At 46.2% G+C, this 24,153-nt stretch carries 24 protein-coding genes; 21 read left to right on the forward strand and 3 right to left on the reverse strand.

The annotated features are described in order from the left end of the window. The first annotated feature begins 107 nt into the window (after positions 1 to 107). The 3 genes from MKY48_RS15870 (at position 108) to csaA (ending at position 3,024) form a co-directional block, all read left to right on the forward strand. On the forward strand, positions 108 to 1,529 hold the full coding sequence (locus MKY48_RS15870; RefSeq protein WP_339293393.1) for a PLP-dependent aminotransferase family protein: 1,422 nt from the start codon (positions 108 to 110) through the stop codon (positions 1,527 to 1,529). 115 nt (positions 1,530 to 1,644) lie between these two features. After that, complete coding sequence (locus tag MKY48_RS15875; RefSeq protein ID WP_339273219.1) at positions 1,645 to 2,520, forward strand: arylamine N-acetyltransferase; 876 nt, start codon at positions 1,645 to 1,647, stop codon at positions 2,518 to 2,520. A 174-nt stretch (positions 2,521 to 2,694) separates the two neighbouring features. Beyond that, entirely contained in the window at positions 2,695 to 3,024 is a 330-nt protein-coding gene (csaA, locus tag MKY48_RS15880; RefSeq protein ID WP_339273220.1) for a chaperone CsaA, read from the forward strand. Between the two features lie 43 nt (positions 3,025 to 3,067). Here the strand turns inward: csaA and MKY48_RS15885 are convergent, their stop codons facing one another. Continuing rightward, complete coding sequence (locus MKY48_RS15885) at positions 3,068 to 4,432, reverse strand: PLP-dependent aminotransferase family protein (RefSeq protein ID WP_339273222.1); 1,365 nt, start codon at positions 4,430 to 4,432, stop codon at positions 3,068 to 3,070. Positions 4,433 to 4,572: 140 nt separating this feature from the next. On the opposite strand from MKY48_RS15885, the gene MKY48_RS15890 reads away from it, so the two are divergent. The 16 genes from MKY48_RS15890 (at position 4,573) to MKY48_RS15965 (ending at position 17,185) form a co-directional block, all read left to right on the forward strand. Further along, a complete protein-coding gene (locus tag MKY48_RS15890; RefSeq protein WP_339273223.1) occupies positions 4,573 to 4,911 on the forward strand; it encodes a hypothetical protein in 339 nt (112 codons plus the stop codon). A 35-nt stretch (positions 4,912 to 4,946) separates the two neighbouring features. Beyond that, positions 4,947 to 6,983, forward strand: coding sequence for a penicillin-binding transpeptidase domain-containing protein (locus tag MKY48_RS15895; RefSeq protein WP_339293394.1), 2,037 nt, complete (start codon positions 4,947 to 4,949; stop codon positions 6,981 to 6,983). A gap of 83 nt (positions 6,984 to 7,066) precedes the next feature. Continuing rightward, positions 7,067 to 7,459, forward strand: a complete 393-nt coding sequence (locus tag MKY48_RS15900) for a VOC family protein (RefSeq protein WP_339273225.1) — start codon at positions 7,067 to 7,069, stop codon at positions 7,457 to 7,459. Positions 7,460 to 7,482: 23 nt separating this feature from the next. Beyond that, positions 7,483 to 7,896, forward strand: coding sequence for a GNAT family N-acetyltransferase (locus tag MKY48_RS15905; protein WP_339273226.1), 414 nt, complete (start codon positions 7,483 to 7,485; stop codon positions 7,894 to 7,896). A gap of 119 nt (positions 7,897 to 8,015) precedes the next feature. After that, on the forward strand, positions 8,016 to 8,612 hold the full coding sequence (locus tag MKY48_RS15910; RefSeq protein WP_339273228.1) for an AAA family ATPase: 597 nt from the start codon (positions 8,016 to 8,018) through the stop codon (positions 8,610 to 8,612). Between the two features lie 27 nt (positions 8,613 to 8,639). Continuing rightward, a complete protein-coding gene (locus tag MKY48_RS15915) occupies positions 8,640 to 9,227 on the forward strand; it encodes a GNAT family N-acetyltransferase (protein WP_339273230.1) in 588 nt (195 codons plus the stop codon). A 378-nt stretch (positions 9,228 to 9,605) separates the two neighbouring features. Continuing rightward, on the forward strand, positions 9,606 to 10,580 hold the full coding sequence (locus MKY48_RS15920) for a zinc ABC transporter substrate-binding protein (RefSeq protein WP_339293395.1): 975 nt from the start codon (positions 9,606 to 9,608) through the stop codon (positions 10,578 to 10,580). 1 nt (position 10,581) lies between these two features. Beyond that, a complete protein-coding gene (locus tag MKY48_RS15925; protein WP_326114982.1) occupies positions 10,582 to 11,310 on the forward strand; it encodes a metal ABC transporter ATP-binding protein in 729 nt (242 codons plus the stop codon). A 3-nt stretch (positions 11,311 to 11,313) separates the two neighbouring features. Further along, positions 11,314 to 12,252, forward strand: a complete 939-nt coding sequence (locus MKY48_RS15930; RefSeq protein ID WP_076323423.1) for a metal ABC transporter permease — start codon at positions 11,314 to 11,316, stop codon at positions 12,250 to 12,252. Next, positions 12,249 to 13,151, forward strand: coding sequence for a metal ABC transporter permease (locus MKY48_RS15935; RefSeq protein WP_339293396.1), 903 nt, complete (start codon positions 12,249 to 12,251; stop codon positions 13,149 to 13,151). Before MKY48_RS15930 ends, MKY48_RS15935 begins: the two co-directional genes overlap by 4 nt. A 133-nt stretch (positions 13,152 to 13,284) precedes the next feature. Beyond that, positions 13,285 to 13,812 (forward strand): GNAT family protein, encoded by a 528-nt coding sequence (locus MKY48_RS15940; RefSeq protein ID WP_339293397.1) that lies wholly within the window; start codon positions 13,285 to 13,287, stop codon positions 13,810 to 13,812. A gap of 33 nt (positions 13,813 to 13,845) precedes the next feature. Further along, a complete protein-coding gene (locus tag MKY48_RS15945) occupies positions 13,846 to 14,226 on the forward strand; it encodes an NUDIX hydrolase (protein WP_339293398.1) in 381 nt (126 codons plus the stop codon). Between the two features lie 144 nt (positions 14,227 to 14,370). Further along, positions 14,371 to 14,556, forward strand: a complete 186-nt coding sequence (locus MKY48_RS15950) for a hypothetical protein (RefSeq protein WP_215160965.1) — start codon at positions 14,371 to 14,373, stop codon at positions 14,554 to 14,556. 176 nt (positions 14,557 to 14,732) lie between these two features. Then, positions 14,733 to 15,677: a glycosyltransferase family 4 protein gene (locus tag MKY48_RS15955; protein ID WP_339293399.1), complete on the forward strand. Its 945-nt coding sequence runs from the start codon at positions 14,733 to 14,735 to the stop codon at positions 15,675 to 15,677. 30 nt (positions 15,678 to 15,707) lie between these two features. Continuing rightward, a complete protein-coding gene (locus MKY48_RS15960; protein WP_339293400.1) occupies positions 15,708 to 16,391 on the forward strand; it encodes a galactosyltransferase-related protein in 684 nt (227 codons plus the stop codon). 29 nt (positions 16,392 to 16,420) lie between these two features. Further along, positions 16,421 to 17,185, forward strand: coding sequence for a glycosyltransferase (locus MKY48_RS15965; RefSeq protein WP_339293401.1), 765 nt, complete (start codon positions 16,421 to 16,423; stop codon positions 17,183 to 17,185). Positions 17,186 to 17,282: 97 nt separating this feature from the next. On the opposite strand, the gene MKY48_RS15970 is transcribed toward MKY48_RS15965, so the two are convergent. Beyond that, entirely contained in the window at positions 17,283 to 19,883 is a 2,601-nt protein-coding gene (locus tag MKY48_RS15970; RefSeq protein ID WP_339293402.1) for a glycosyltransferase, read from the reverse strand. 252 nt (positions 19,884 to 20,135) lie between these two features. Between MKY48_RS15970 and MKY48_RS15975 the strand changes: the two genes are divergently transcribed. Further along, on the forward strand, positions 20,136 to 20,531 hold the full coding sequence (locus MKY48_RS15975) for a hypothetical protein (protein WP_339273249.1): 396 nt from the start codon (positions 20,136 to 20,138) through the stop codon (positions 20,529 to 20,531). A gap of 269 nt (positions 20,532 to 20,800) precedes the next feature. Here MKY48_RS15975 and MKY48_RS15980 read toward each other — a convergent pair whose 3' ends face one another. Then, on the reverse strand, positions 20,801 to 22,108 hold the full coding sequence (locus MKY48_RS15980) for a glycosyltransferase family 2 protein (protein WP_251035889.1): 1,308 nt from the start codon (positions 22,106 to 22,108) through the stop codon (positions 20,801 to 20,803). Between the two features lie 195 nt (positions 22,109 to 22,303). Here MKY48_RS15980 and MKY48_RS15985 point away from each other — a divergent pair, with 195 nt between their 5' ends. Further along, on the forward strand, positions 22,304 to 24,115 hold the full coding sequence (locus MKY48_RS15985; protein WP_339273251.1) for a DUF3658 domain-containing protein: 1,812 nt from the start codon (positions 22,304 to 22,306) through the stop codon (positions 24,113 to 24,115). Positions 24,116 to 24,153 lie beyond the last annotated feature (38 nt).

Below are 24,153 nucleotides of genomic sequence, written 5' to 3' on the forward strand. Positions count from 1 at the left end.
GCTTCGTGACGGGGGACGAGCAACTTGGACTGGATTTAATGTATAATTCAGTAAACCTATCTATCATTGCCAGTGAATTTTATTAAGAATGCCTGAGGTGGTCCAACTTGTTTGATATTCTTCTACCTGAGCAAAGCGAATTCCCGTTATACCAGCAGTTATATCAGCAAATTCGTGAGGGTATCCGTAATGGCACCATTCTCGACGGACAACGTTTGCCTTCCGTTCGTGCCCTCCAGCTGCAGCTCAATATAAGCAAAACGCCGATCGAGACGGCTTATCACATGTTAACGTCAGAAGGGTATGTGGTCAGCAAACCGAGGTCGGGGCTATACGTCATGAATCCATATAAGGAACTATCATACCACCATGAGCAGCAGCCTCCTTCTATAACAACGTTGTCTGTCATGCATTCTTATGCGCATTCGAATCATGGGTTTATTGACTTTAATCCCACTCGATTAGATCAAGCGTCTTTTCCGGTAAGAACCTGGAATAAAATACTGAAGGAAGCGCTGGAACAACATGTGAGTGAAATTGGAATGTATGGAGATCCGCAGGGTGAACACGGGCTTCGCACGGTGATTTCCGAATATTTACGGAATTCCAGAGGGGTTCATTCAACACCTGATCAAATTGTGATAGGCGCCGGAACAGCTTATAGCATGGGGCTTCTTGCCAGAGTGCTGCCAGGGCTTAGGCATATTGCTTTTGAGGAGCCGGGTTACAGCTTGGTACGAGATCAATTTCAACTGAATGGCTGCGATTTACTTCCGATTACGCTTAGCGATAAGGGAATCTCGCTTGACCAGCTGGAGTGCAGCCACGCACAGCTCGTATATGTCACACCTTCTCACCAATTCCCGACGGGAAGCATCATGCCTTATCCGGAGCGGAAACGATTACTGGAGTGGGCCCATGCCAGAAACGCATACATTATCGAGGATGATTATGACGGCGAGTTTCGCTACCAGGGAAAACCCATTCCTTCCCTGCAAGGATTGGATAATAACGGGCGAGTCATATATGCCGGCACCTTCTCGAAAGTGTTGACTCCGACATTGCGAATGAACTATCTTGTTCTGCCACCGGCGCTGCTGAATCAAATATCCCACATGCGGCAGGAAGTGTTCTTTGCCCCTTCACGCGTGGAACAGTGGGCAATGACCGCGTTTTTTGAACAGGGGCATTGGTACCGTCATATTCGTAAAGTGCGTAATCTGTACAGGAAGAGACATCATCAGTTGATTGAGTTGATCGAGACTTACCTTGGCGGGTTTGTTGAAGTTACCGGTCAGAATTCAGGACTCCACATTCAGCTGATCGTTAAAAAGGAAGTGACCTCAGAAGAATTGATTCAGGAGGCCGCGAAAGTCGGGGTTATCGTATATGACCTGCGAAAAATGTGGATGAACCACGAGCAAGATGCGAACCAGTTCCCGAGGTTATACATGGGATTTGCAAGCTTGACCGCAGCTGAAATGGAATCGGGAATTCGGCTTCTGCAAAAGGCTTGGAACATGGATTGAACACTGTATGAACACAGTATGTTATTAACCTGTCTTTTATAAAATATCAAAACTGACCCTTTCATAAGGGTCAGTTTGTTGTTTATGATAAGCAAAAAAAGTAGGAGTGCATGCTATGATCACCCAAAGTGAGGTAAAGGCATATTTAAACCGTTTAGGCATCTCGGATATTCACGCTCCTACGAAGGAATATTTGTTCGAGCTCCATAAAGCCCATGTGGAGCGAATACCTTGGCAGACCTTGGATATTTTTGCTGGGAAGCCGACATCCATCGATATACAAGAATCAATACAACTGATGATCCAGCATCGAAGCGGGTATTGTTTTCATCTGAATGGAGCCTTTACCGTGCTTCTTCGAGCCTTAGGTTATAAGGTGGATTGGCATCGTGCTGGAGTACAGGCATTAGGACAAGAACCTCGGATTAACGGCTTTCATCTCGGAATAACGGTAAGTCTATTGCATGAACAACTTGGAGAAGAAGAGCGGTGGCTCGTAGATGTCGGTCTGGGCGATATGCCCTGGGAGCCGATCCCATTGAAATTCGGAGAATATATACAGGGACCTTTTCGATATGTGCTTGAGCCGTCTCGCATAACGGATTGTGGCTGGAGGCTGATTCATGATCCCCATTATTCTTATGTAGGCGTAGATTATGCCCCTGATGTTGTGAACAGCCTGGATATGTTTAAATCAAACCATGCATTTTATAGCCAATCACCGGAATCTCCATGGATGGATCTGTTCATTGTCAGGCAACGGCACGAGCTGGGCATGAATGAACTCAAAGGCTGCATATGGAGAAAGTGGAGCGGCAACGCCCTGGATATGGTAGAGATTTCATCGAAGTCGGAATGGTTCGAGATCCTGGCGGACATATTTAATGAGCCGCTCGTCAACTATTCCATAATCGAACGGGACCTGATATGGGCTAAGGTATGCAAGCAGCATCAGAATTGGATGAAGCTTATGGAGAATGAGCGAGTATAGAAGACGTCGAATGCTACTCCTTAATTCGGTTCTTGAGGTGTCTATTGCGGCATAGAACACGCTAAACCAATCTGTCACTTGAATACCCAGAAACACAGGTGGTAAGATGGTACATAAAATTCGGGTTGTGAAGCCTGATTCGCCTCATAACCCTAGCTGTAAGGAGATTTATTCATGGCAACCATCGATGATTTCACCAAACTGGATATTCGGATCGGGACGATCGTGGAAGCAGAGCCTTTCCCGGAAGCGCGCGTTCCGGCCATAAAAATGAAGATTGATTTCGGCCCGCTCGGGATCAAACGCACAAGTGCCCAGATTACGAATCGATATGAGGCGGACACCATCATAGGTAATCAAGTGGTAGCTATCGTCAATTTTCCGCCTAGACGCATTGCGGGCTATCAATCCGAAGTGCTCGTCCTCGGTGGGGTACCGGAACAGGGAGACGTCGTGCTTCTGAAGCCGGATGTCGATCTGCCGAATGGAACTCCCATCGCTTAAACCTATTTCATCTGTCGGTCCGGTCGCTTGCGGCTTGGTCCGACTAGATGAACCTCACCTCGCTTCGCCTTTTCAACAATTCTGCGGCTTCTTCTGCAATTTTCTGAACACCGATTTCGATTAGTTCCTCCTTCACCTGAGATACGCTCAGTCGTATCATGTATTCGTTCTTAAACTCAGGCAAGAACATGCTGCTGGCATCCTGAACATAAACGTTCTCATTCTCCAGATGGTTAACCAACTGATATGCTTTCAATGGCTCCGGCAGCTGGATCGTGGAATAAAATCCGGATGGTGAACCCGTAAAGGATAAGAAGGGCGGCAGATGAGTTTGGTAAGCCTGCTGGAGCAAAGCCCCTTTTTTACTATAGGTCTGCCTCATCTTCTGAATATGTGCACGGAACATCCCGTTCTTCAGATAAATTTCGAGTGCGCCTTGCATGAGCACGGGACTATGTATGTCCGCAGCGTGCTTCGCTCGCTGGAATATTTCACTCATCTCTTCGGGGATCACGGCCAGGCCCAGCCTTAGTCCGGGGAGCATGACTTTGGAAAAGCTCTTCGTGTAGATCACCCTACCGGACGGATCGTAGGCAAACATCGGATCATGTTTAGAATCCGGATCCAAATCTCCCATATAGTCATCCTCAATGATATAGACATCATACTTCTGCGCCAGTTCAACAATCCGCTTCTTCTCCTCATTGGAATAGCTGTAGCCTGTAGGGTTATGGAACCTGGAGACCGTATAGAAAAACTTGATATCCCGAGTTTTAAAAATGTCCTCCAGCCGCCCAAGGTCAATTCCGTCCTTCGTAACCTCAATCCCGTATGTCACGGCTTGATGAATCTTGAGGGAGTCCATCATGCTAAAATGCGTGGGCTGCTCCACGCAGATATGGTTCTTTCCGTTAGGAAAAGGGAGGGAGACGAGCAGATGGAGCGCTTGCTGCGAACCAGACACCACAAAGATCCTCTCAGGAACCGTGAAGACCTGTAAGTCGAGTAAATGCCGTGCTAACTCAACACGGAGCGACTGCAAACCCGCAATCTGGGAATAGGTGAACAACTCTTCTTTATATATTTCAATCGCTTGGTTCATGCAATGCTGAAAGTCTCGGTAGGGCATGATCGTTTTGTCAGGTCCCGCAGATCGGAAATCGATCACTTGATCCATGGAATTCGAGCGGTTTATGTTTACTCTGCCCTCAACGATATAGTAACCACTCTTGGGAACAGCATAGATGATATGTCTCTTTTCCAATTCAGCATAGGCCCGTATGGCTGTGTTTTTGCTGCATGAATAGGATTCTGTCAAAGCACGGATGGATGGCAGCTTACTGCCGGGTTTCAATAGTCCACCCTGTATTTGACGTTCAATTGACTTTATAATGTCGGTGTATTTCATATCTCGTAATTCCTCCAATCGTTCTGTACGGGTACAGAGCCGGAAAACATGCATTCTCACAACAATACACTATAAGTATACTCTACAATACAGCATGCTTTGGTTAGAGATTGTTGTTAATTGAGAAGGCAGGGATCAGGATGGACTCTTTTTTACGTAATGAATATGTATTGACACTTATGGGGTTGGGATTGTTTCAACTGTGGGCATATCGCGCGAAGAAATCGACAAGGGTGAAATTGCTCCCTCCGATCATTGCCATCATTTTATGTTTATTATTGATGGTGAGCAACGCTGCCATCATCTGGGTTATCCTCCTTATTCCGATTATGGAGGTCTCTCTGTGGGGCTTGCTTGCTGTTGCATTAATAGAAACGGGGATAACGTTTCATCGGAAACAGCATGCCAAGTTGTTGATGTTGATTGGGATGGATTGTGTCATGATCATGATCATTTTTATCGTTTGGAGAACGATGTAATGACGATTAATTATGGGATCTGAGGAGTGGAAGCGATGTATTTTAAATGGATAGGGGTCTTCTTGTGCCTGAGTTTAGTGCTAATACATACGGGTTGTGATCGCAACAAGGAATCGGATCCGACAGAGATTGCGAAACAGTATGTGGAATGGTGGGAAGAAGGCAGCTATGAATCGATGTATGATCTGCTGTCACAGGAGTCCAGACAGGAGATGACAAAGGAAGAATTTGCAACGCGATTACAGACCATCTATGAAGGGATTGGAGCAGAAGACCTCACCATAAAGCCTGACTTTACGCCTAAGGAAGGAAGCGAAACAACGGATGAGCGAGTGTTCTATCCCTACCAAATCCAATTGGAAACATCGGCAGGTCGGGTGCAGGCAGAAGGTTCGTTTGAGCTTTTAAAAGAGGACAATCAAACCAAGGCTAAGAACCTGTCTTGGCGAATAGTATGGCATCCTTCCTTGATTTTGCCGGCCATGGATGCCTTGGATAAAGTGAATGTGCAGACGTTACCATCCAGCAGGGGAGAGATCTTGGATCGTAATGGTCACGGTTTGGCCATTAATGGCACGATTGAGGTCATCGGTATTATTCCGGGGAAGCTGGGTGACGATGGAGAACAGACCTTGGATATGTTGGCTGAACGGTTGGGAATTTCGACCGAGATTATAAAGCGAAAGCTGGATGCGGCGTGGGTGAAAGACGATCTGTTCGTACCCATCTTGAACCTGAATGCGCAGCAGGGCAGAATGGATTATAGTGATTTGGCAGGCGTTGAAAAGAAGAATGAACGTGCTCGAGTCTACCCTTACGGTGCGGCGGCAGCTCATCTAACAGGCTACATCCGACAAGTGACGAAGGAGGATATGACCAAAGCACCCGAGGCGCAGTATGGACCGAATGAACTTATCGGTAAATCAGGGTCCGAGCAAGTATATAATGAGGTGTTGCGCGGCCGGGACGGTAAGCGGATATCGATCGTGGATTCCTCGGGTCAGGTAAAAGAAATCGTAGCCGAGAAGAAAGCGGTAAATGGTCAGGATATCCGTTTAACCATTGATGCTGAACTTCAACAATCCATATATGCTTCATTTCGTGAGGATGCAGGTACCGCAGCGGCCATTAACCCCAAGACCGGAGAAATTTTGGCATTGGTCAACAGCCCGTCCTATGATCCCAATGCTTTCATCGTTGGATTATCGTCAGAGCAGTGGGATGAATGGAATCACAATCCGGATAAGCCGCTAATGAATCGTTTTACTAAGCTGTATGCTCCGGGCTCGGTATTTAAACCGATCACGGCTGCGGTTGGTCTGAAGCTTGGGGTCACTACCCCTGGAAAGGTCAGGGAGATCCACGGCTTGCGTTGGTCTAAAGACCCGAGCTGGGGAAATTATTACGTGACTCGCGTGAAGGAAGTTCCCGTCCTGAACCTGAGAGATGCTCTTTTGTATTCAGATAACATCTATCTGGCGCAGGAAGCATTGGAGATCGGTGCAGATGCTTTTTTGAAGGAAGCTGTAAAGTTCGGCTTCGAAGAGGCATTGCCGCTTCAATTCCCTTTTCCGAAAGCAAGCTTGGCTAATAAGGGGATGAAAAACGAAATTCAGCTCGCCGATTCCGGATATGGTCAAGGGGAAGTGCTCATGAGTCCTTTACATTTGGCACTGGCTTATACTCCCTTCATTAATGGCGGGAAGCTAATTCAGCCTGTGCTAGATTCATCAGAGCAAGAGAAAGGGCCTAAGGAAACAAGAGAGGTGTTGGATTCGCACACTGCCCAGATCATCAAGGATATGCTCGTTGATGTGGTTCAGGATCCCAAAGGTAGCGGACATGGTGCTGATATTTCAGGTATTGAAATTGCAGGCAAGACGGGAACTGCCGAACTGAAAATCAGCAAAGCCGAAAAAGGACAGGAGAACGGCTGGTTCGTTGCGTTTGACACGACAGAGTCCAAGCTCCTGCTCGCGATGATGGTAGAGCATGTTGAAGGACGGGGAGGCAGCGGGTATGTCGTGAACAAAGTCGCGCCGATCTTGCGAAAATATTACGGGAAAAAATAGCTTGATAATAAGCTAACGAAAAGCTCTTGTTAAGCGAACTGGACGGTTGTAATATGGAATAAAAAATAGTCGGAGATGATCTTATGAGCAAGATTCAATTTGCAGTCCAAGTTCGATTGGTATCAGATCTTACCCGTTCCAAACAGTTCTATGAAGAAGTGCTGGGTTGTGAAGTGAATGACGTTTGGGCGGTAAGGGATGATTTTGCGCTCGGCTTCAAGCTGATCCAGGCGAAATCGAGTACAGATGTCACACCCAATCCAACAGGCAAGGACCAAGAGACACCATGGGATACATATGCATACGTGGATACTCACCACGAATTGGATGAATTGTATGAGGAACTGACTTCCAGAGGTGCCGAAGTGGTACAGGAGCCTGTATTAATGGAAGCAGCCTGGGGTGTGTGGAAGGATTTTGCGATTCAAGATCCGGACGGCTATGTGATTGCATTTGGCTCCGGGAAGAGAGACTAGGTGATGGAATGAGGAAAATCGACATGAAGCAGGTCCTTATTAGCAGCGACCCTTCCTTGTTGGATCTGGACGTCATTGTACATTTCTTGCGGCAAAGCTATTGGGCTAACGAGCGCTCCGACGAGAAAATCAAGAAATCGCTAGAAGGTTCTACATGTTTTGGAGCATATTTCGGCAACCAACAGATCGGCTTTGCTCGCGTGGTGACAGATGGCGCAACCGTCTATTGGTTGTGTGATGTGTTTGTGGAAGAGGCATATCGGGGACAGGGTGTGGGGAAGAAATTAATCGAAACGATTACGACCCACGAGGATTACCGAAATTTGTTCGGTATATTATCTACGCGGGATGCCCATGGTCTATACGAACAATATGGTTTTGTCCGCGATCACGGAAAAACGTTGACTCGAATGCCGGACTTTCGTAGGAAAGACTAGTTTAATTTACTCGTATTCAGTGTTTACCTCGGTAAAATTCTATCAATCCTTCGGATATGAGGACGGTATCATAAAAGGGTTTTATAAAAGTTTGCCCTGTTAAGAAGGGGGATTCATCTTTGATTATATGGGTTAACGGCGCATTCGGTTCGGGTAAGACCCAGGCTGCGCATGAGCTTCAGCGAAGAATCCCGAACTCGTACGTGTACGATCCGGAGAATGCAGGTTACTTCATTCGCGATAATGTGCCGAGGGATGCCAAACGCGATGACTTCCAGCATTATCCGATGTGGAGGGAGTTTAATTACTCCATGTTTAAGTATTTGGACCAGGAATCGGATCAATTGATCATAACTCCGATGACGATAACGAACGCGGAATATTTCGATGAAATCGTTGGTAATTTGAGACGTGATGGCGTGGTCGTACAGCATTTTACATTGTGCGCCTCCAAGGAAGTACTCCTTAGACGACTGCGGAGCAGAGGGGAAGGTTCGAATTCATGGGCCGCACAACAAATTGACAGGTGTATCAGCGGGTTCTCGAATGAATTGTTCCAGCATCATATCGACACAGATCGCTTATCGATCGACCAGGTTGTAGAGACGATTGGCGCTTTGGCAAATGTGAAGTTATTGCCTGATCATCGCAGCTCAGCTAAGAAGAAACTCGATCGAATCAAAACCAAATTTGCGCATATCCGATTTTTTGGATAACAAGTAGATGGACAGGAGATAGACGGCATGAACACACCAATGGAAACAAATCCGATCTTATTGTCCTTTCCAGACAGATTTGAGACGGAACGGCTTACTATCCGTGCACCGGAGTGGGGTGACGGAGAGCATATCAATGAAGCCATACTTGAAAGTGTAGAGGAGCTTAAACCTTGGCTTCCGTTTGCAAGAAGCATTCCCACGGTGTCTGAATCTGAAGCTTACGTGCGAAAGGCTCATCTGCAGTTTATGGAGCGCAGCGATCTGGTCATGCATCTTCTGGACAAAGAAACGCTACAATTGGTTGGCAGCAGCGGATTGCATCGAATGAATTGGGAGGCCAGAACCTTCGAAATCGGTTATTGGCTCAGAAGCTCCCGAACCGGGCAAGGTCTCATGAAGGAAGCAGTCGATGGCATCACGGAATTTGCTATTCAGCATCTGGGTGCTAATCGAATCGAGATTCGCTGCGATTCCTTAAATGAACGAAGCATTAAGGTTGCGGAAAGCTGCGGGTTTACATTAGAAGGTACACTGAGAAATGTGATGCTGAGGGATTGTGGCGGATTTTCACATTTGAAGGTTTATTCTAAAGTTCGTGGTGTGGAGTATTAGCGAGAGCTGGAATATAACACAAAAAGACGATTTCTCTAATGGAGAAGTCGTCTTTTTGTGTTTTTTAGATCACTCATAATTTAATTTATAAAATATTTTATATGAAACAAAATATGTTGCCTTAACGAAAAATTAGCTCTATATGTACGCGAAATTCAATAAAATCAAGAGGATATGAACTGATCCCAAAAGTATGACTAGTACGAATTCATAAAATTGCATTGACAAAAACCTAAATATGGATTATTTTTTGTACATAGGAATTAAAGTTGCATTAGGGAAAAATAATTGTACCGTTGCAGGACGAGGTTTGAGATTGTCCAAGATCGTCTGAGGATTGAGCAAACTCATTATTGATGTGGAGTGGAGGAGAAGAAGATGAAGAACAAGAGGACTAGTAGAAGCAGTATATTTATAGGGGCGGCCGCCATTCTGAGTTTGCTGCTGGTGTTATCCGCGTGCGCTTCGGGAGAAGTGAAGCAGGACGGAGCAGCGGGTGAACAGGGGGATAAGAAAATTCGCGTGGTTACAACCATTGGACAGATTGCGGAACCCATCTCCGTTATCGGAGGAGATCGGGTCGAGGTACTGAGCTTGATGGGGCCTGGCGTCGATCCGCATTTATATAATGCAACCCAAGGCGATATCAAGAAATTGGATAGTGGTGATGTTATTTTCTATAGCGGGCTTCATCTCGAAGGCAACATGACGGAAATATTCGAACAGATCGGTAAGAACAAACCTGTACTGGCGATTGCGGATGCCATCCCGAAGGATCAATTGCTGCAGGATGATACGCAGGCCATCGATCCCCATGTGTGGTTTGACATCGATCTGTGGAAAGCGTCGCTCGATTCCGCGGTAGAGAAGCTGAAGTCGCTGTCCCCGGATGACGCCGATTATTTTGAAGAGAACAAGCAGAAGTATTTTGCCCAGTTGGATGAATTGAAAGCCGAGGCCAAGGATAAGTTGAGTCAGATTCCGGAAGAGCAGCGGGTCATGGTAACCGCTCATGATGCCTTTGGATATTTCGGCCGCTTGCATGGTCTGGAGGTAGTCGGACTACAAGGCTTGAGTACGGAGGATGAAATCGGCCTCTCGGATATTAACGGAACGATCGATATTCTGCTGCAGCACAAGGTGCCTGCCGTATTCGTCGAGAGCAGCGTCAATCCGGCTTCGATTAATGCCGTCATTGAAGGTGCTGCCAAGAAAGGGTTGGATTTAAAGCTCGGAGGAGAGCTCTTCTCCGATGCCATGGGCGAAGCGGGAACAACGGAAGGAACTTATATCGGAATGTATCGTCATAACGTTGAAACAATCTATCATGCATTAACAGGAAGTGGTGAATAAAATGTCTGTACTTCAAGTTCAAGACCTCAATGCATCCTATCGTAAAAATAAAGTGCTCCACCATGTCTCCTTTAATGTGGAACAAGGCTCTTTAACCAGTATTGTCGGGCCGAATGGCGCCGGTAAATCAACGCTGTTAAAGGTCATGCTGGAGCTTCACCCCAAGCTGTCCGGTAATGTCTCATTTTTTGGATCAAGCTTAAGCAAAACTAAGACTCGTGTCGGTTATGTGCCGCAGCGCGGATCCGTGGACTGGGATTTCCCGACCGATGCACTGGATGTTGTCATGATGGGTTTATACGGCCGGGTGGGCTGGCTGAAGCGACCGAATAAGAGCCATAAGGAAAAAGCGATGGCATCGCTGGATCAAATGGGCATGGCGGACTTTGCCGACCGGCAGATCAGCCAGCTCTCCGGTGGACAGCAGCAGCGCGTATTCCTCGCTAGGGCGCTTGTCCAGGATGCCGACCTCTATTTCATGGATGAGCCGTTAGCCGGAGTGGATGCTGCAACCGAGCGGGCTATTATGACCACACTGAAGGATCTGAAAATGGCCGGTAAAACTGTAATGGTTGTCCATCATGATCTCCAGACGGTTGAAGATTATTTCGACCATGTGCTGCTCCTGAACCGTACGGTCATTGCCCATGGGAAGACGGAAGACGTATTCACGAAGGAACATGTATACCGCGCCTACGGCGGTTCGCTTCGCTGGATGAAGGAGGCGTAACGCATGCTAAATTCATTATTGTCTCCAAACACGCAGTGGGTGCTATTGAGCACGTTAATCCTGGGCATGGCAGCCGGCATGATTGGCTGTCTCGCCTATTGGAAGCGGCAAAGCTTGATGAGTGACGCGCTGTCTCATGCGGCTCTTCCCGGTGTGGTGGTAGCTTTTGCATTGACGGGAAGCAAGAATCTGCTGGTGATGATACTCGGGGCTGCTGCCAGCGCATTAATCGGGGCCTGGATGATCCAGTGGATCCGTACCTCCAGCCGCATTAAGGAAGATACGGCCATGGGCATGATTCTATCTGTATTTTTCGGATTGGGCATTATGCTGCTTACGATTGTGAACCGTACAGCGGGCGGAAATCAGAGCGGACTGGATAACTTTATTTTCGGCCAGGCTGCGTCTATGGTTCGTAAAGATGTTTTTACGATGCTCATCCTGGCAGCTTTAGTTATTCTGGTCGTTTCGATTGGCTTTAAGGAATGGAAGCTGTTTCTGTTTGATCCCGATTTTGCCCGGGGATTAGGGTTGAATAGCCGTCTGATGAATACCCTCTATATGGGTGTGCTCGTTCTTGTCATCGTCATTGGCATTCAGGCTGTCGGCGTCATTCTGATGGCGGCCATGCTAATCATACCTTCCGTCAGCGCAAGATATTGGACACAATCCTTCAAAATGATGGTCATTTTGTCGGCTATATTTGGAGGCGGCTCCGGGTTTGTTGGTACCCTGGTCAGCACAATGGGGAAAGGATGGCCTACAGGGCCGTTTATCGTTGTAGCCTCTTCCGTATTGTTCACGGTTTCCCTGATTTTCGGTGCTGAGAAGGGGTTGCTGATCCAGGCGCTGCAGCTCCGCTCTCAGAAAAAAGAACATATGGACTCCCATAACCAACCTGTTTTAAGTCCCCGGCTGTCCGAAAGGGGGGGCAATCAATGACCTACACAGGATGGATATTGCTTACGGCCTCTCTCGTCGGATTGTCTTGCGGTATCGTTGGCGTGTTCCTGATATTGCGCAGAATGGCGATGATGGCTGATGCTATCAGCCATACGGTGCTGCTTGGGATCGTAACGGCGTTTATCGTCACTAGAGAACTAAGCGGACCTCATATGCTGATCGGTGCGATTATTGCCGGATTGCTGACAGCGGTCCTCGTTCAATGGTTTCATTCCCGGGGCGTTCAGCAGGATGCATCTATCGGTGTTGTATTTACAACCTTGTTTGCGATTGGCGTTATCCTGATTGCAACTCAGGTTGGCAATGCGCATCTGGATACCAAGCATGCCCTCATGGGCGAGATTACGTTTGTGCCTTGGGAATTAATGCACGTTCCTCTGTTAGGGGAGGTGCCAAAGGCTACCTTTATGCTGGCAGCCGTGCTCCTGGTTGTACTTATTGTCATCCTGGCTTTCTACAAGGAATGGAAGATTACGTCCTTTGATCCGGCTTTGGCGGCCAGTATTGGCATTCCTGTCGTACTCATGCACTATGTATTTATGTCGCTGGTCTCCATCACAACGGTTGCATCGTTTGATGCCGTGGGAGCGATCATGGTGGTGGCTATGCTTATAACACCTGCCGCCGCAGCCTATCTATGGACGGATAAACTCTCCATCATGCTGGTGTTAAGCGGAGCATTCGGCGTCATTTCTGCATTCATGGGTTACTATGTCGCGTTATGGCTGGACACCTCCATCTCAGGATCTATGGCATTTGCCACCGGGGTTGTATTTATTCTCAGCTTCCTGTTCTCTCCGAAACATGGCGTGCTTTCCCGATATCTTCATAAATTTAATACGCACGGCAGCGAAGAGAAACTGGACGGTGTATCCTAAAAAATGATGCTGTATGAAGCTTGGGCGATTAGATGCCCAGGCTTCTTTTTTTCTTTCAACACTCTTAGAGCATGGTATAATCAGGAAAAAAAGCCGCGATTGTGATGAAGATTATTTCAAGGAGTGAGTACATATGCACATGGAGTCAACAAGACTGGTGATCCGGGATTTTCAGGAGAAGGATTTTGCAAGTATTCATGCCTACGCCTCTGACCCATTAGTGACCGAGTATACAATGTGGGGACCGAATACGGAAGAGGATACCTTAGAATATTTAACGGAAATCCGCCAAATGAAGGAGCAGAGCCCTCGTGAGAGCTATGAACTGGCAATCGTGCTGAAAGATAGTGGTCACCTAATCGGGGGTGTGGGTCTTCACCGATCGAAGTCGAACGCAGAGCTTGGATACTGCTTGAATTCCGCCTATTGGCGACAAGGTTATGCTACGGAAGCTGCTAGCGTCATGTGCCGTTTTGGTTTTAAGGAGCTGGGAGTTCATCGGATCTACGCCACCTGCAGGCCGGGAAATATCGGGTCAGCTGCGGTCATGCGCCACATCGGAATGAAGCAGGAAGGGCATCTTCGGCAGCACCTATGGTTTAAAGGCGCTTACCATGACTCCTATCTATTCTCCGTCCTCAAAGATGAATTCGAAGTCTAAAATCTATCATAATGTTAAGGAGCTTCTGCCTGCATGGATAATACCGAATTATTGATCCGTCATAACGGAATTTCGATTTACGAGCAAGCGTCAGGTAAAGTGTATTATACCAAAGAGAATCATGTGTCCGTTGTTGTTCTTGCTAATGATGGCGATCAGTTGCTGCTGATCCGCCAATATCGCGCCGCCGTGGATGACTACGTCATTCAGTTACCTGGCGGTGGCGTAGGTGAGGAGGAGGATCTGGAATCGGCAGCACGCCGTGAGATGCTGGAAGAAACGGGCTGCACATGCGGCAAACTTCATTATCTCGGCAAGCTGTATCCGGCGTCCTGGAGATGCAATGAAATCGCCCATGTTTATTATACCGATGAGGTGATAAGTCAAGCAGATCAACAGCTCGAGGGATACTAGCGCATTGACGTAGTAAGAATGAGCGTAACGGAATGCCTGCACCGGATTAAGGAGAACGAGCTGCAGGACTCCGAGCTGGTCTTTGCGATGATGCAAGGTTTGCTCAAGGGCTTCTTTCAGCATATATAACGGAGGTTCATATTCATGGAGTTTGTTGGGATTTTTATGACTGTGTTAAGTATCATTGTTGCCATTATTGTCATTCGTTTCGCCATCAATTCATCGAAAATCATCATAAGAATGGATGCCATGCTCCAAGAAATGAGAATGCTGCGAAAGGACATTAAAGAGCTGAAAGAGAACAAGCATATCGTGGATAAAAGACTGTAGTTATCAGTCAGATATAAATGAATTTTAATTGCTGCCTTTAGATGTAGATGCTTTCTACACTAAAGGCAGCTTTTTATTGTTAATGATAGACGGTTTCATCATTTTATGTTATCTCGCAAACTTGTCGGGAAGAAATCGAATATAATCTGTTAGGAGTGAGTAAGGGGGACAAAACTATGGGAAGGCACTTGCTGATCTATGATGTAGACTGGTGGATCCTCGGCAAAAATGCCAAAGTTATTCAGCAGTACCATCCATCTCTGGACCTAATGTCTATGAGTGAATTGGATCTGTATCTGGCGCATAAGAGCAGTGGGGCGTTAAATCACCAATATGAACACATATCTGCCATGTGTCTTGGCATTGCAGCTTATTGTATCTTCAAGAATGTACGGATCGATTCAGCAGTAGCCGTTTCCTACTATTATTTCAGTAGGCATTATGAAATCTTTCGAGAATGGGTGGATGAACTTATTCCAGATCCTGACTTTCTTAGATTGGTTATTCCTAAAATTGGTAAGATAGGCGCCATAAATCAGAGGCTGGCTTTAACCTTGCAGGCCGTAGCTCCGAACGCATCTGTTGAATATATAGGTCATTTCGTGGATGACAAGTTGTTTCAGCCATCGCCTACAGCTCGATTAAACAACACTTCATTCGTTATTGGATGGGCTGGAGATCCCTCGAAAATCTCTAAAAATTACAACACATTGTACATGCGAATTAAAGAACATTTCAAGAATGAGGAACGGGTCACTTTTATAGAAACTTCTAGATCCTATACCTATGAGGATATGCCGAATTTTTATCATAAGCTGGATTTGTTGTTGATCACGGGGGCCAACGAAGGAAGTGGAGCAACGGCGCTGGAGGCTTATGCTTGCGGGGTACCGGTTCTTTCCACGAATGTTGGAAATGTAAAGAACGCAGCTCACCCGAATGCCTATGAATTGATTTTGGATAGTGACGATCCGAATGATTTTATACGCTCGATTAGACATTGGTTGAATCATTCGGAAGAGCTTCAAGAAATCGGACGGCAATGCAGGAGACAAATAGAATCAGGCTGGAGCATTGAGCATGCGATGAGCCGATGGCTCACGGTTTTGTTTCAAAAATAGCGCAGACATGTCGGTGAGGAGGAAGAGACGATGTTTGACCAAGTTTCCGTTCTGATTCCCTACCAGTCGGATAATGACGGGCCGAGGGATGCTGCATTCAGGTGGGTATTGGATTTCTACACACGGTCGATGCCGGGTATAGAAATATGTATCGGAAAAGTCTCTGGTAATCCATTCAGCAGGTCGAAAGCCATTAACTGTGCAGCCCGTCAAGCAACCAGAAATAAGTTCATCATTGCAGATTGCGACATTGTATATGATCCAAATCTCGTGCTGGAATCTATATCTTACTTGAATGACTATCAATGGGTTATCCCATTCAGCCGTATTTTACGGCTGCCAGAGGACGCTTCACAGCTAGTCCTGGCTCAAACACCAGGTTGGCCGATCTCTACGGAGCTGGGAAATCGAGATGAGAACAGTGCTTGTTATTTTGGAGGATTAAATGTATTACAACGAAGTGCATATGAAGCAGTCGGGGGATATGATGAACGGTTTATCGGCTGGGGGGGGGAGGATGAAGCGTTCGCATATGCACTGGACACCCTTATCGGAACTCACGTCCGACTGGACGGGGAAATGGTGCACTTCTGGCACCCATTTGTTGGACCCGAAGGCAATCCCCATTATGAAACCAACTATGCTTTGTATAAAAAATACAAAGAGGCAAAGGGACATGTTCAATCTATGCGCAAACTGATTCCTAAAGAATAATGGTCTAATTGAGAAGGAGAGGGTTGTCTATGAAACTGTCGGTGATTGTACCGGTATTGAATGAAGAAACGTTCGTTCCTTTATATATTGAAAGTGTGAGTCGTTTTGCTAATGAAATAATTATAGTGGATGGAGGAAGCACAGATGGCACTTTGAAGCATATTGAGCGGTTACAGAATCTTTGTTCGATCCGGCTATTTCGTTTCCAGCAGATCGGGATGCCGTACACCGAGGATTGGAATGAATCCCTAGTACGTAATTTTCTGATTGATCAGGCACAAGGAGACTGGATCATGAACTTGGATATCGATGAATTAATGGATGATCGTTTTAAAGAGGTGCTGCCGCAACTTATGAGCAATAATGAGGTGGATATATACCAGTTCCCGTTCGTCAATTTCTGGGGAGATCCGTGGACAATTCGGATTAACAGTCCAGGCGATGAGCGTTGGTCCAATGATATAACGAGGATGTGGAGGGCGAATAAAGGAATCCGTTATCGTGACGAGAAACATCATTGTACGCTAGAGGCGGCCGAGGGCCAGAGTATATGGAGCATTCCAAGAGGGCGAAGTGATGTGTTTATATACCACTACCATTACGCTTTAGGAAGAAAGATCAAATTTAATGATAATCGGAGAAAAGACGTTAATTTACTCGAAAACGAAGGTATGCCAGATTGGAGTTACAAGCATTCCGAATACGAGATTGCCACAGCGCCGTTTCTAGGTCAGCATCCTGAAGTGGTTCGGCGTTACCTGAGGGCAATTGGATTCGAACCTCATTCAAACTAAAAAGCCCCTAACCATGTTTCTGAACTAGCTTCTGAGCTAGCATCAGAAAACATGGAGGGGTTTTTTATTTTCGTTATAAGTTTTAATTTATATTTAACTATACAGTCGATATATCTTTTGTAGGCGATATAACATTGCGGACAACTTGAGTCACTTGTGCGTGCTTCAACACATCGAGTTCGGGTAAGCGGGATAAAAGAGCTATAAGCTGATGATCGTGATAACAAAGCGAATCCGCGACAAAGTGATCAGAATACAGGTGTGGGAAAATGTCGGTTGAACCGCAGTACAGCACATGATCAAATGTGACAAGCGAGAATAAATCGATTCGGTTTGTGAAGTACAGTTGAGGCCCCACTTTGCGCGTACCAATGACTTGGTTGCCGTGATATACATGCGTATATACGATGACATAAAGATTCTCATCCTCAGTCAATCCTTTGACGATTTTCTGCCATCGTCTTGAATTTGTCTCCCATATTTTTTCACCCAGAACCAATGCGAACTGCTTCCCTGTATCTCGGACTCGATTCGCAATATCCTCTGGCTGATCCGCTAAATGAAAGGTGCTGTGGGGACCTTTCGGTGTTCTCCAGGATTTGTTCCATTTCTGTTCATAGTATGCCTTATTATCATTCCATATCGATTCGTACACCTGCGGCCTCAATTCTTTAATGGTGGCACTGCCGTAATGATATACAAAAGCATCCTCAACGATAGCCAGACGGTATCCTGCATATCGGACACGCTCACAGTAATCATCATCCTCGAACATGCCAATTCCATAGGCCGGATCAAGAGCCCCAACTTGTTCCCATACACTCCGTTTTATAGCCACACAGAAAAATCCAAGTAAATCGGTATATCTGATTTTCTGACGGTACAATTCATAAAAATCATTTAACCAACGAGCATCGGCCCCGTATACTGTGTCGCCTATGAAATGATCAAGCGCTTGATCATTACCCACACAATTGGACATGGGACCCGTCATTCCGATTTGCGGGTCTTCGTGAAATGGCCGAAGCAATCTGGAAATCCAACTGCCATCTGGTACGATGGTATCGTTGTTTAGCAGAATCATATACTGGCCCGTCGACTTCTGGCATCCAAGTGTGTTGCCTGCGGCAAAACCAAGATTATCAGGAGACGATATAACTTTAATTAGCGGATTGCTAAGTGCTTTAAGTTGTAGAGAAGTCTGATCCGTCGAGGCATTATCAACAATAACAACTTCAAGGTTAGGATAATGCCCCTTTTGAAACAAACTACGAAGACACTGCTCAGTGTATGACCATTTATTATGAACAACAATAATAACGCTAACCTTGGGAAACAGATGCTGGATAATGTTTTCGTTCAAAACCTTGTATCTTTGAACCCAGTTATTATGCCGGACGAAATCTTGCTTGCGTTTGATTAATTCCGTACCGGTGTCCTGAAGCGCTTCTTGAATCGCCTGCTCGAATTCCTTCGGTGTATGTGCTATGGAGACAATATCGGAAGCAATTGCTTCAACTTCTGGAAGGTGGGTAGATACGACTGGTTTTCCTGCAGCTAGATATTCGTACAGTTTAACAGGATTGGTAGCCTTAGTAAGCATATTCTTCATGAAAGGAATTAACGCTACTTGGAATCGATGTAAATAGCTCGGAAGCTCATGATAGGGCTTTTCGCCCAAAAATATTACGTTGTCCAGCTTCTCGATCTGAGAGGTATCACAACCAAAAGTGTGTCCGATCAGAACAAATGTCCATTCCGGTCGATTTCTAGCCACTGTTTCGATTAGACGTATATCGAACCAGTCGGAAATCGCCCCATAGTAACCGATTATCGGTTGCTCTATGGACTCAAGCTCCATCAAAGGTTCTTTGGGCGGCATCGAAAAGTGAGTAATATCTGCTGCGTTGCGGATAAGAACGGTGGATGGATTATATGCAGTAGCCCAATCATACAAGTGCTGAGAAGACGTTACGACAAGTCCCGCTTCCCGAAGCAGGCGTTCCTCCTGATGGAGCATTTCGGGCTCATTTGTCGAGAAGCCCGCATGATGATCCATGCAATCATACACGATTTGATGTTGCTCCATAGCCATGACAAGTGGTGTCCAGAACGGCAAATCAACAATGGATACCAATTGGGATATGCCGAATTTGGCTCGTACGTGCTCAATAGACCATTTCAGGTATTGGATATCCCAATGACTCATCTTATCTTTATATAGATTTAGAGGCTGATTTGCGCACAGAGTAACGAGCCATACGTTTCGATCGATGTTCTTGATGTTGACTAAGCGGCTTACCTCTTCTTTGGAAGCCTCTTCCTTGCGTAAACCAATGATCTCTGTTGTTACATAGAAGACACGATGCCCCTGTTGAGCGAATTGTTCTGATAATTGTTGTGGACGTTGCCATCGGAACTGCCAGTCAATGACAGGAAAGCGAATAATATCGTATAGGGGAGCTTTCGTTGGCATGATAACCTCCGATACCGGAGGCGCAGACGATTTAGGAGCAGACGCGGATTGAAACGGGTCAGCGGATTGTTGATGAGTTGATTGTGATAGGGATACCAGAGGTACCGAGTGAACCGACCGTTTCTTCTTGTTCACCTTAGGAGTTGATTTACGATGCTTAATCTGACGAGGCCTCATGCGATTAGTCGAAGATCTGCGACGGTTGACCATGATTTTATTCAAGAGTAGCCTCCTCTCTCGTGTGTGATTGTCTCTTTAACAAAGTATGAATCACCCATAGTATCTGTATGGGTAGAACACCAATTGACATTGGATTTATCAAAATGGGTGCGGAAGTATCCAGTATTCAAATATCTTGGTGGATGATGTACAGATCTATGCTGTAGGCCGTTTTCTTATCTTTGGTTATTCGAGTTTCCATTGTAATGATTTATACATATTGTACCAGTGACTATATGGAGGGAGGCCGCAATTGTGAGGAGATATTGGAACCGAAGCCATCAAAGCGATTGCAAGGTCATTGTAGGTAAGAGAAAACGTAAGCATGGTAAAAAGCCAATTCCAGTATTGAGTAAGCTGAATAGGTTACGCTGGCGATTGATTAAGAGCATTTCTCAGATTAAATTACAGCTCAGACGACTTGCCATACGGGTAAATACACTTCAGGAGCAAGTAGAAAGCAGCTATGCAGAGCGAGGTAATGTCATTGCCTATTTAAGATCGCGACTTAATACGCGTATAACCATCGAAACTCCTGCAGGTCCAATTTTCGGTACATTGGTATCCATTGGTGAAGATTATATTCAAATCTCGGAGCCTAACGGAAGCATTGCCATTATACCGCAACGTAGTATCTTATCCATTGAATAATGATAAATAGGGAGGGAAGAGAAGATGGATTTTTCGGAGATACTGGCAACTTTCCTCGGTAGGACGGTAGAGGTTATCCAGGCCAATCAGTTCCTTCAAGGACAATTATTATCAGCTACAGCTGGATTGATCACGGTTCAGGTAGTAAGCTCAAATTATTTGCCAACATCAAGACAGGTTACCATAATTAACGATAATATATCGTTAGTCCGTATACTTCCTCAGTGATTTCTCGAATGGTGAACTTTACAAGATCTATTTCAATAAATCTAATTCAATATGTCGCTCATGGCGTTCTTCCATTTCTCATAGTAATTAAGATGCCGATGTGTCATGCTGGAGCTTCTTAACCTTCTATGATAGAGCGGTTGAGGAACATGATGAACCGGATGGAAGCAGGAAACCTTGGATAACATCTCGATATCTTCGTATAGACGTCCTTCGAAAGGGACCATGGTGTTCCAACCTCCTACCTGCTTGAGTATAGAGACGTTGAACATTCTTGGGGCGACTGCAACGGCTTCAGCGAGGAGTCGCCTGGAGGAGAAATGGGATGGTCCAGTTCTGATACCCTGGTAAAGGAGCTGTTTATTCATCCGCTCAAGCCATTCAACATGATTCGCATAGAATACACCAACATTCCGCTCCTTGCATGCTTCATGTAGAAGGACTTCCAGACAATCAGGTGACATCCAATCATCGGCATCCAACTCAAGAAACCAGGAACCCCTCGCCATTTGAAGTGCTCTGTTCAGGGCATGAGCTTTACCCAGGTTTTGATTTTGTCTCACTGTATTTATTCTTGAATCAACAGGGAGTCTCGCCAGAATACTTGAAGTATCATCACTTGAACCGTCATCGACAATGATCAGCTCCCAAGCTGTGATCGTCTGTGATAATACGGAGCGAATAGCCCATGGCAAGTATTCACCGTCGTTATATGTGCATAGAGCAATGGTAACTATTGGAGAGTTTTGTCTTTCATCTATATACTGAACACGGGATGAAGCATGGAGAAGCGGGGAGATTGCGTTCCATTCCTCAGCTTCCCTCATCCAAGCAGGGGCAGCGCGTTGATGGTATAGGATCCCATCGGAATCAACTTCCGTCCATTCATATCGGGTGGACAGCTGGATCTGTTTATCGATCAACACGTACTTCTGGAATGGCAGCTGCTCTTTTGTCGTAAAACCCGGTATCTGCCCATTCATGACCATCTCCGTGCGCCATAACAGGGGTCCACGGGGAAAAGGGGAGGATGGAAGATGACTGTGGTTGGATAGAGCCGGTTGACCTGTAATAGAAACGGGATTCATTATGCAGCCGGCTGAGCGGTCACTGCATGTACTAAGCCATCGTTCGATTTCTTTGTTTGCATGTGGCTGAACAGAATCTCCCGCATAGAGGGTCACGAACCACGGATCAGTCTCCAGGGATAGCGTCTCATTCATGATCGCTGCAGCCTCTTCTTCGCTAGGGATCACTATAGATTGGGCATATGAAAATACACGTTGAACCGAGGACGCGGTATTTACGCTTAAATGAGGATATAAACCTGGAAGAATAAACACCAGCATGACCGTTCAGCTCCTTACTGTATTCATCTTAGTTGTTACTAAACGGATATCTTTAACACAATTCTGTTTATCGTATGCCCACATGCGTAAGGCGGATACAACTCGCTTATAACATCCTCTAAGTTGCGACGTTATAGTAAATCAGGAATAATAGAGCTTAGAAGCAGGAAGCTGGGATGGGGGAAATTGAATCAAATGAAATCAACTCATAGTCATATTATTCAGAAAGCTCAAGATTTTGCGCGCACAGTGCACGAAAGGGATGCAAGCGGTCATGATTGGTGGCATGTGCAGCGTGTCACCCGAATCGCCCGACTCCTGGCGTATCTTGAAGGCGCGAATCCATACATATGTGAATTGTCAGCATATCTCCATGACGTAGCTGACGAGAAGCTGAATGAATCAAAGGAAGCAGGTTACGAGCGGGTTCAGCAGTGGTTGCAGCAAGCCGGTGTGGAAGCATCTGACCAGGAAACCGTGTTGGAGATTATCAGCACGATGTCATTCTCTGGCGGAACGGGGAGCGCCATGCGTACATTAGAAGGGCAAATTGTACAGGATGCAGACCGTCTGGATGCGATTGGCGCAATCGGTATTGCCCGTACATTTGCTTATTCCGGATGGAAGGGACAAAGCATGTATGATCCATTCATTCCTCTTCGGGAGCAAATGACACCAGAGGAATATCGAAAAGGCAAAAGCACGGCCATTAACCACTTCTATGAAAAGCTATTAAAGCTGAAGGACAAGATGAATACGGAATCGGCAAGGCTGTTGGCAGATGGCAAGCATCAAAGTCTCGAGCTCTTTCTCCAGTTGTTCGATAAAGAGTGGGCAATGGGGAATGAAGCCTACCTGCACGAATCCCCGATTCATCGCGGGAATGTATCGCGTGTCCATATTGCGTTCGATGATTCAACGGCAGGGTCGTTAAAGATGCTGCTGCGCTCGAAACCGGGAGAAATCGTAGTTACATTGCACGATGACCTCATGATCGGACCGCTCCCGAAGGACCATGATTTCTCCCGTTCGTTCTCTATCCGAAATAAGTGGTTTCAGGAACGATATAGCATTACGCATGCGGATGACAGAAAATTAACGATGCTGCAAGCTGCCTTCGCTTGGCTGACCTTGCCCCAGCAGCTGAACGAGCTGCCGTGCTTGATATGGGCAGGGGATTCCGCCTCGGAACAACTTGGCTTACGCAGGTTGTTGTCTTTAATACCAGATCATCCTGATGCCATATTGGTGAATGCGACAAGTGTGCTTCACAAGCAGAACCCGAACATTTGGTATCGGGGGACATTCGAGATGGCTATAGATAAACTTCAAACGGTGCTGGACACAGCCGAGCATGTTCCATTGTCGCCGCAAGCTCAGGCTGGCTATCGTGCGGATTGGCAGCGTCTCGTAAACGATGATGGGTTCCTGCGCGTGCTTCAAGGCGAGGAGTTACGCACCGTTCCTGAATCTTACTATGATGCAGATATACTGCAAGCCGCATATCGCCTTGAGGCTAGACACGGGTTCTTCAAGAAATCAGCCCGCATTATTGGCGAGGTGATCGGAATGGGTGAATTAACCGTTTCCGACTCTTTCATTGAGTATCGGGTCCGACATCTGATTCAGGAAGGGGCTTTAACCTATAACGGCGAGCTGACAGCGATGCGAAACTACAGCATCTCCCTTGTAGATGCATCGACTCCCGAGGAGCGGTGGACCCATGCACAGCGCCTGGCCAAGGTCGTGAAGCTGAAGTCGCTGATGAGTGAGATGATGGAGATCCATTTTGCAGAAAGAGGTCTCATGGAAGAAATACGCCAGTTGGATGCAGAGGGACTGGGATCATCTGTTTCCACCAACCCGGAAGCTTTTAGGAGCAGCATACAAACTCAAATCGATAACCTATTGAGGACTTATCAACATCATCAAGAACAACGTGTGTCCTTCATGGGTTCCCTGGAGAAGGTGTTAACCCAGATCGATGAAACGACTTCTAAAGAATAGATTAAGCATATTCGTACAAGGTTGGAATCTTAATATCA

The sequence above is a fragment of the Paenibacillus sp. FSL W8-0187 genome (assembly GCF_037969755.1).
In the GTDB taxonomy this organism is placed as follows: domain Bacteria; phylum Bacillota; class Bacilli; order Paenibacillales; family Paenibacillaceae; genus Paenibacillus_AQ.

Coding starts and splice junctions, on each gene's coding strand:
- MKY48_RS15955 (WP_339293399.1), top strand. CDS start 14,733: ATGGGAAGGCACTTGCTGATCTATGATGTAGACTGGTGGATCCTCGGC.
- MKY48_RS15925 (WP_326114982.1), top strand. CDS start 10,582: ATGTCTGTACTTCAAGTTCAAGACCTCAATGCATCCTATCGTAAAAAT.
- csaA (WP_339273220.1), top strand. CDS start 2,695: ATGGCAACCATCGATGATTTCACCAAACTGGATATTCGGATCGGGACG.
- MKY48_RS15895 (WP_339293394.1), top strand. CDS start 4,947: ATGTATTTTAAATGGATAGGGGTCTTCTTGTGCCTGAGTTTAGTGCTA.
- MKY48_RS15900 (WP_339273225.1), top strand. CDS start 7,067: ATGAGCAAGATTCAATTTGCAGTCCAAGTTCGATTGGTATCAGATCTT.
- MKY48_RS15965 (WP_339293401.1), top strand. CDS start 16,421: ATGAAACTGTCGGTGATTGTACCGGTATTGAATGAAGAAACGTTCGTT.
- MKY48_RS15945 (WP_339293398.1), top strand. CDS start 13,846: ATGGATAATACCGAATTATTGATCCGTCATAACGGAATTTCGATTTAC.
- MKY48_RS15940 (WP_339293397.1), top strand. CDS start 13,285: ATGCACATGGAGTCAACAAGACTGGTGATCCGGGATTTTCAGGAGAAG.
- MKY48_RS15935 (WP_339293396.1), top strand. CDS start 12,249: ATGACCTACACAGGATGGATATTGCTTACGGCCTCTCTCGTCGGATTG.
- MKY48_RS15930 (WP_076323423.1), top strand. CDS start 11,314: ATGCTAAATTCATTATTGTCTCCAAACACGCAGTGGGTGCTATTGAGC.
- MKY48_RS15885 (WP_339273222.1), bottom strand. CDS start 4,432: ATGAAATACACCGACATTATAAAGTCAATTGAACGTCAAATACAGGGT.
- MKY48_RS15960 (WP_339293400.1), top strand. CDS start 15,708: ATGTTTGACCAAGTTTCCGTTCTGATTCCCTACCAGTCGGATAATGAC.
- MKY48_RS15915 (WP_339273230.1), top strand. CDS start 8,640: ATGAACACACCAATGGAAACAAATCCGATCTTATTGTCCTTTCCAGAC.
- MKY48_RS15890 (WP_339273223.1), top strand. CDS start 4,573: ATGGACTCTTTTTTACGTAATGAATATGTATTGACACTTATGGGGTTG.
- MKY48_RS15920 (WP_339293395.1), top strand. CDS start 9,606: ATGAAGAACAAGAGGACTAGTAGAAGCAGTATATTTATAGGGGCGGCC.
- MKY48_RS15905 (WP_339273226.1), top strand. CDS start 7,483: ATGAAGCAGGTCCTTATTAGCAGCGACCCTTCCTTGTTGGATCTGGAC.
- MKY48_RS15985 (WP_339273251.1), top strand. CDS start 22,304: ATGAAATCAACTCATAGTCATATTATTCAGAAAGCTCAAGATTTTGCG.
- MKY48_RS15875 (WP_339273219.1), top strand. CDS start 1,645: ATGATCACCCAAAGTGAGGTAAAGGCATATTTAAACCGTTTAGGCATC.
- MKY48_RS15950 (WP_215160965.1), top strand. CDS start 14,371: ATGGAGTTTGTTGGGATTTTTATGACTGTGTTAAGTATCATTGTTGCC.
- MKY48_RS15980 (WP_251035889.1), bottom strand. CDS start 22,108: ATGCTGGTGTTTATTCTTCCAGGTTTATATCCTCATTTAAGCGTAAAT.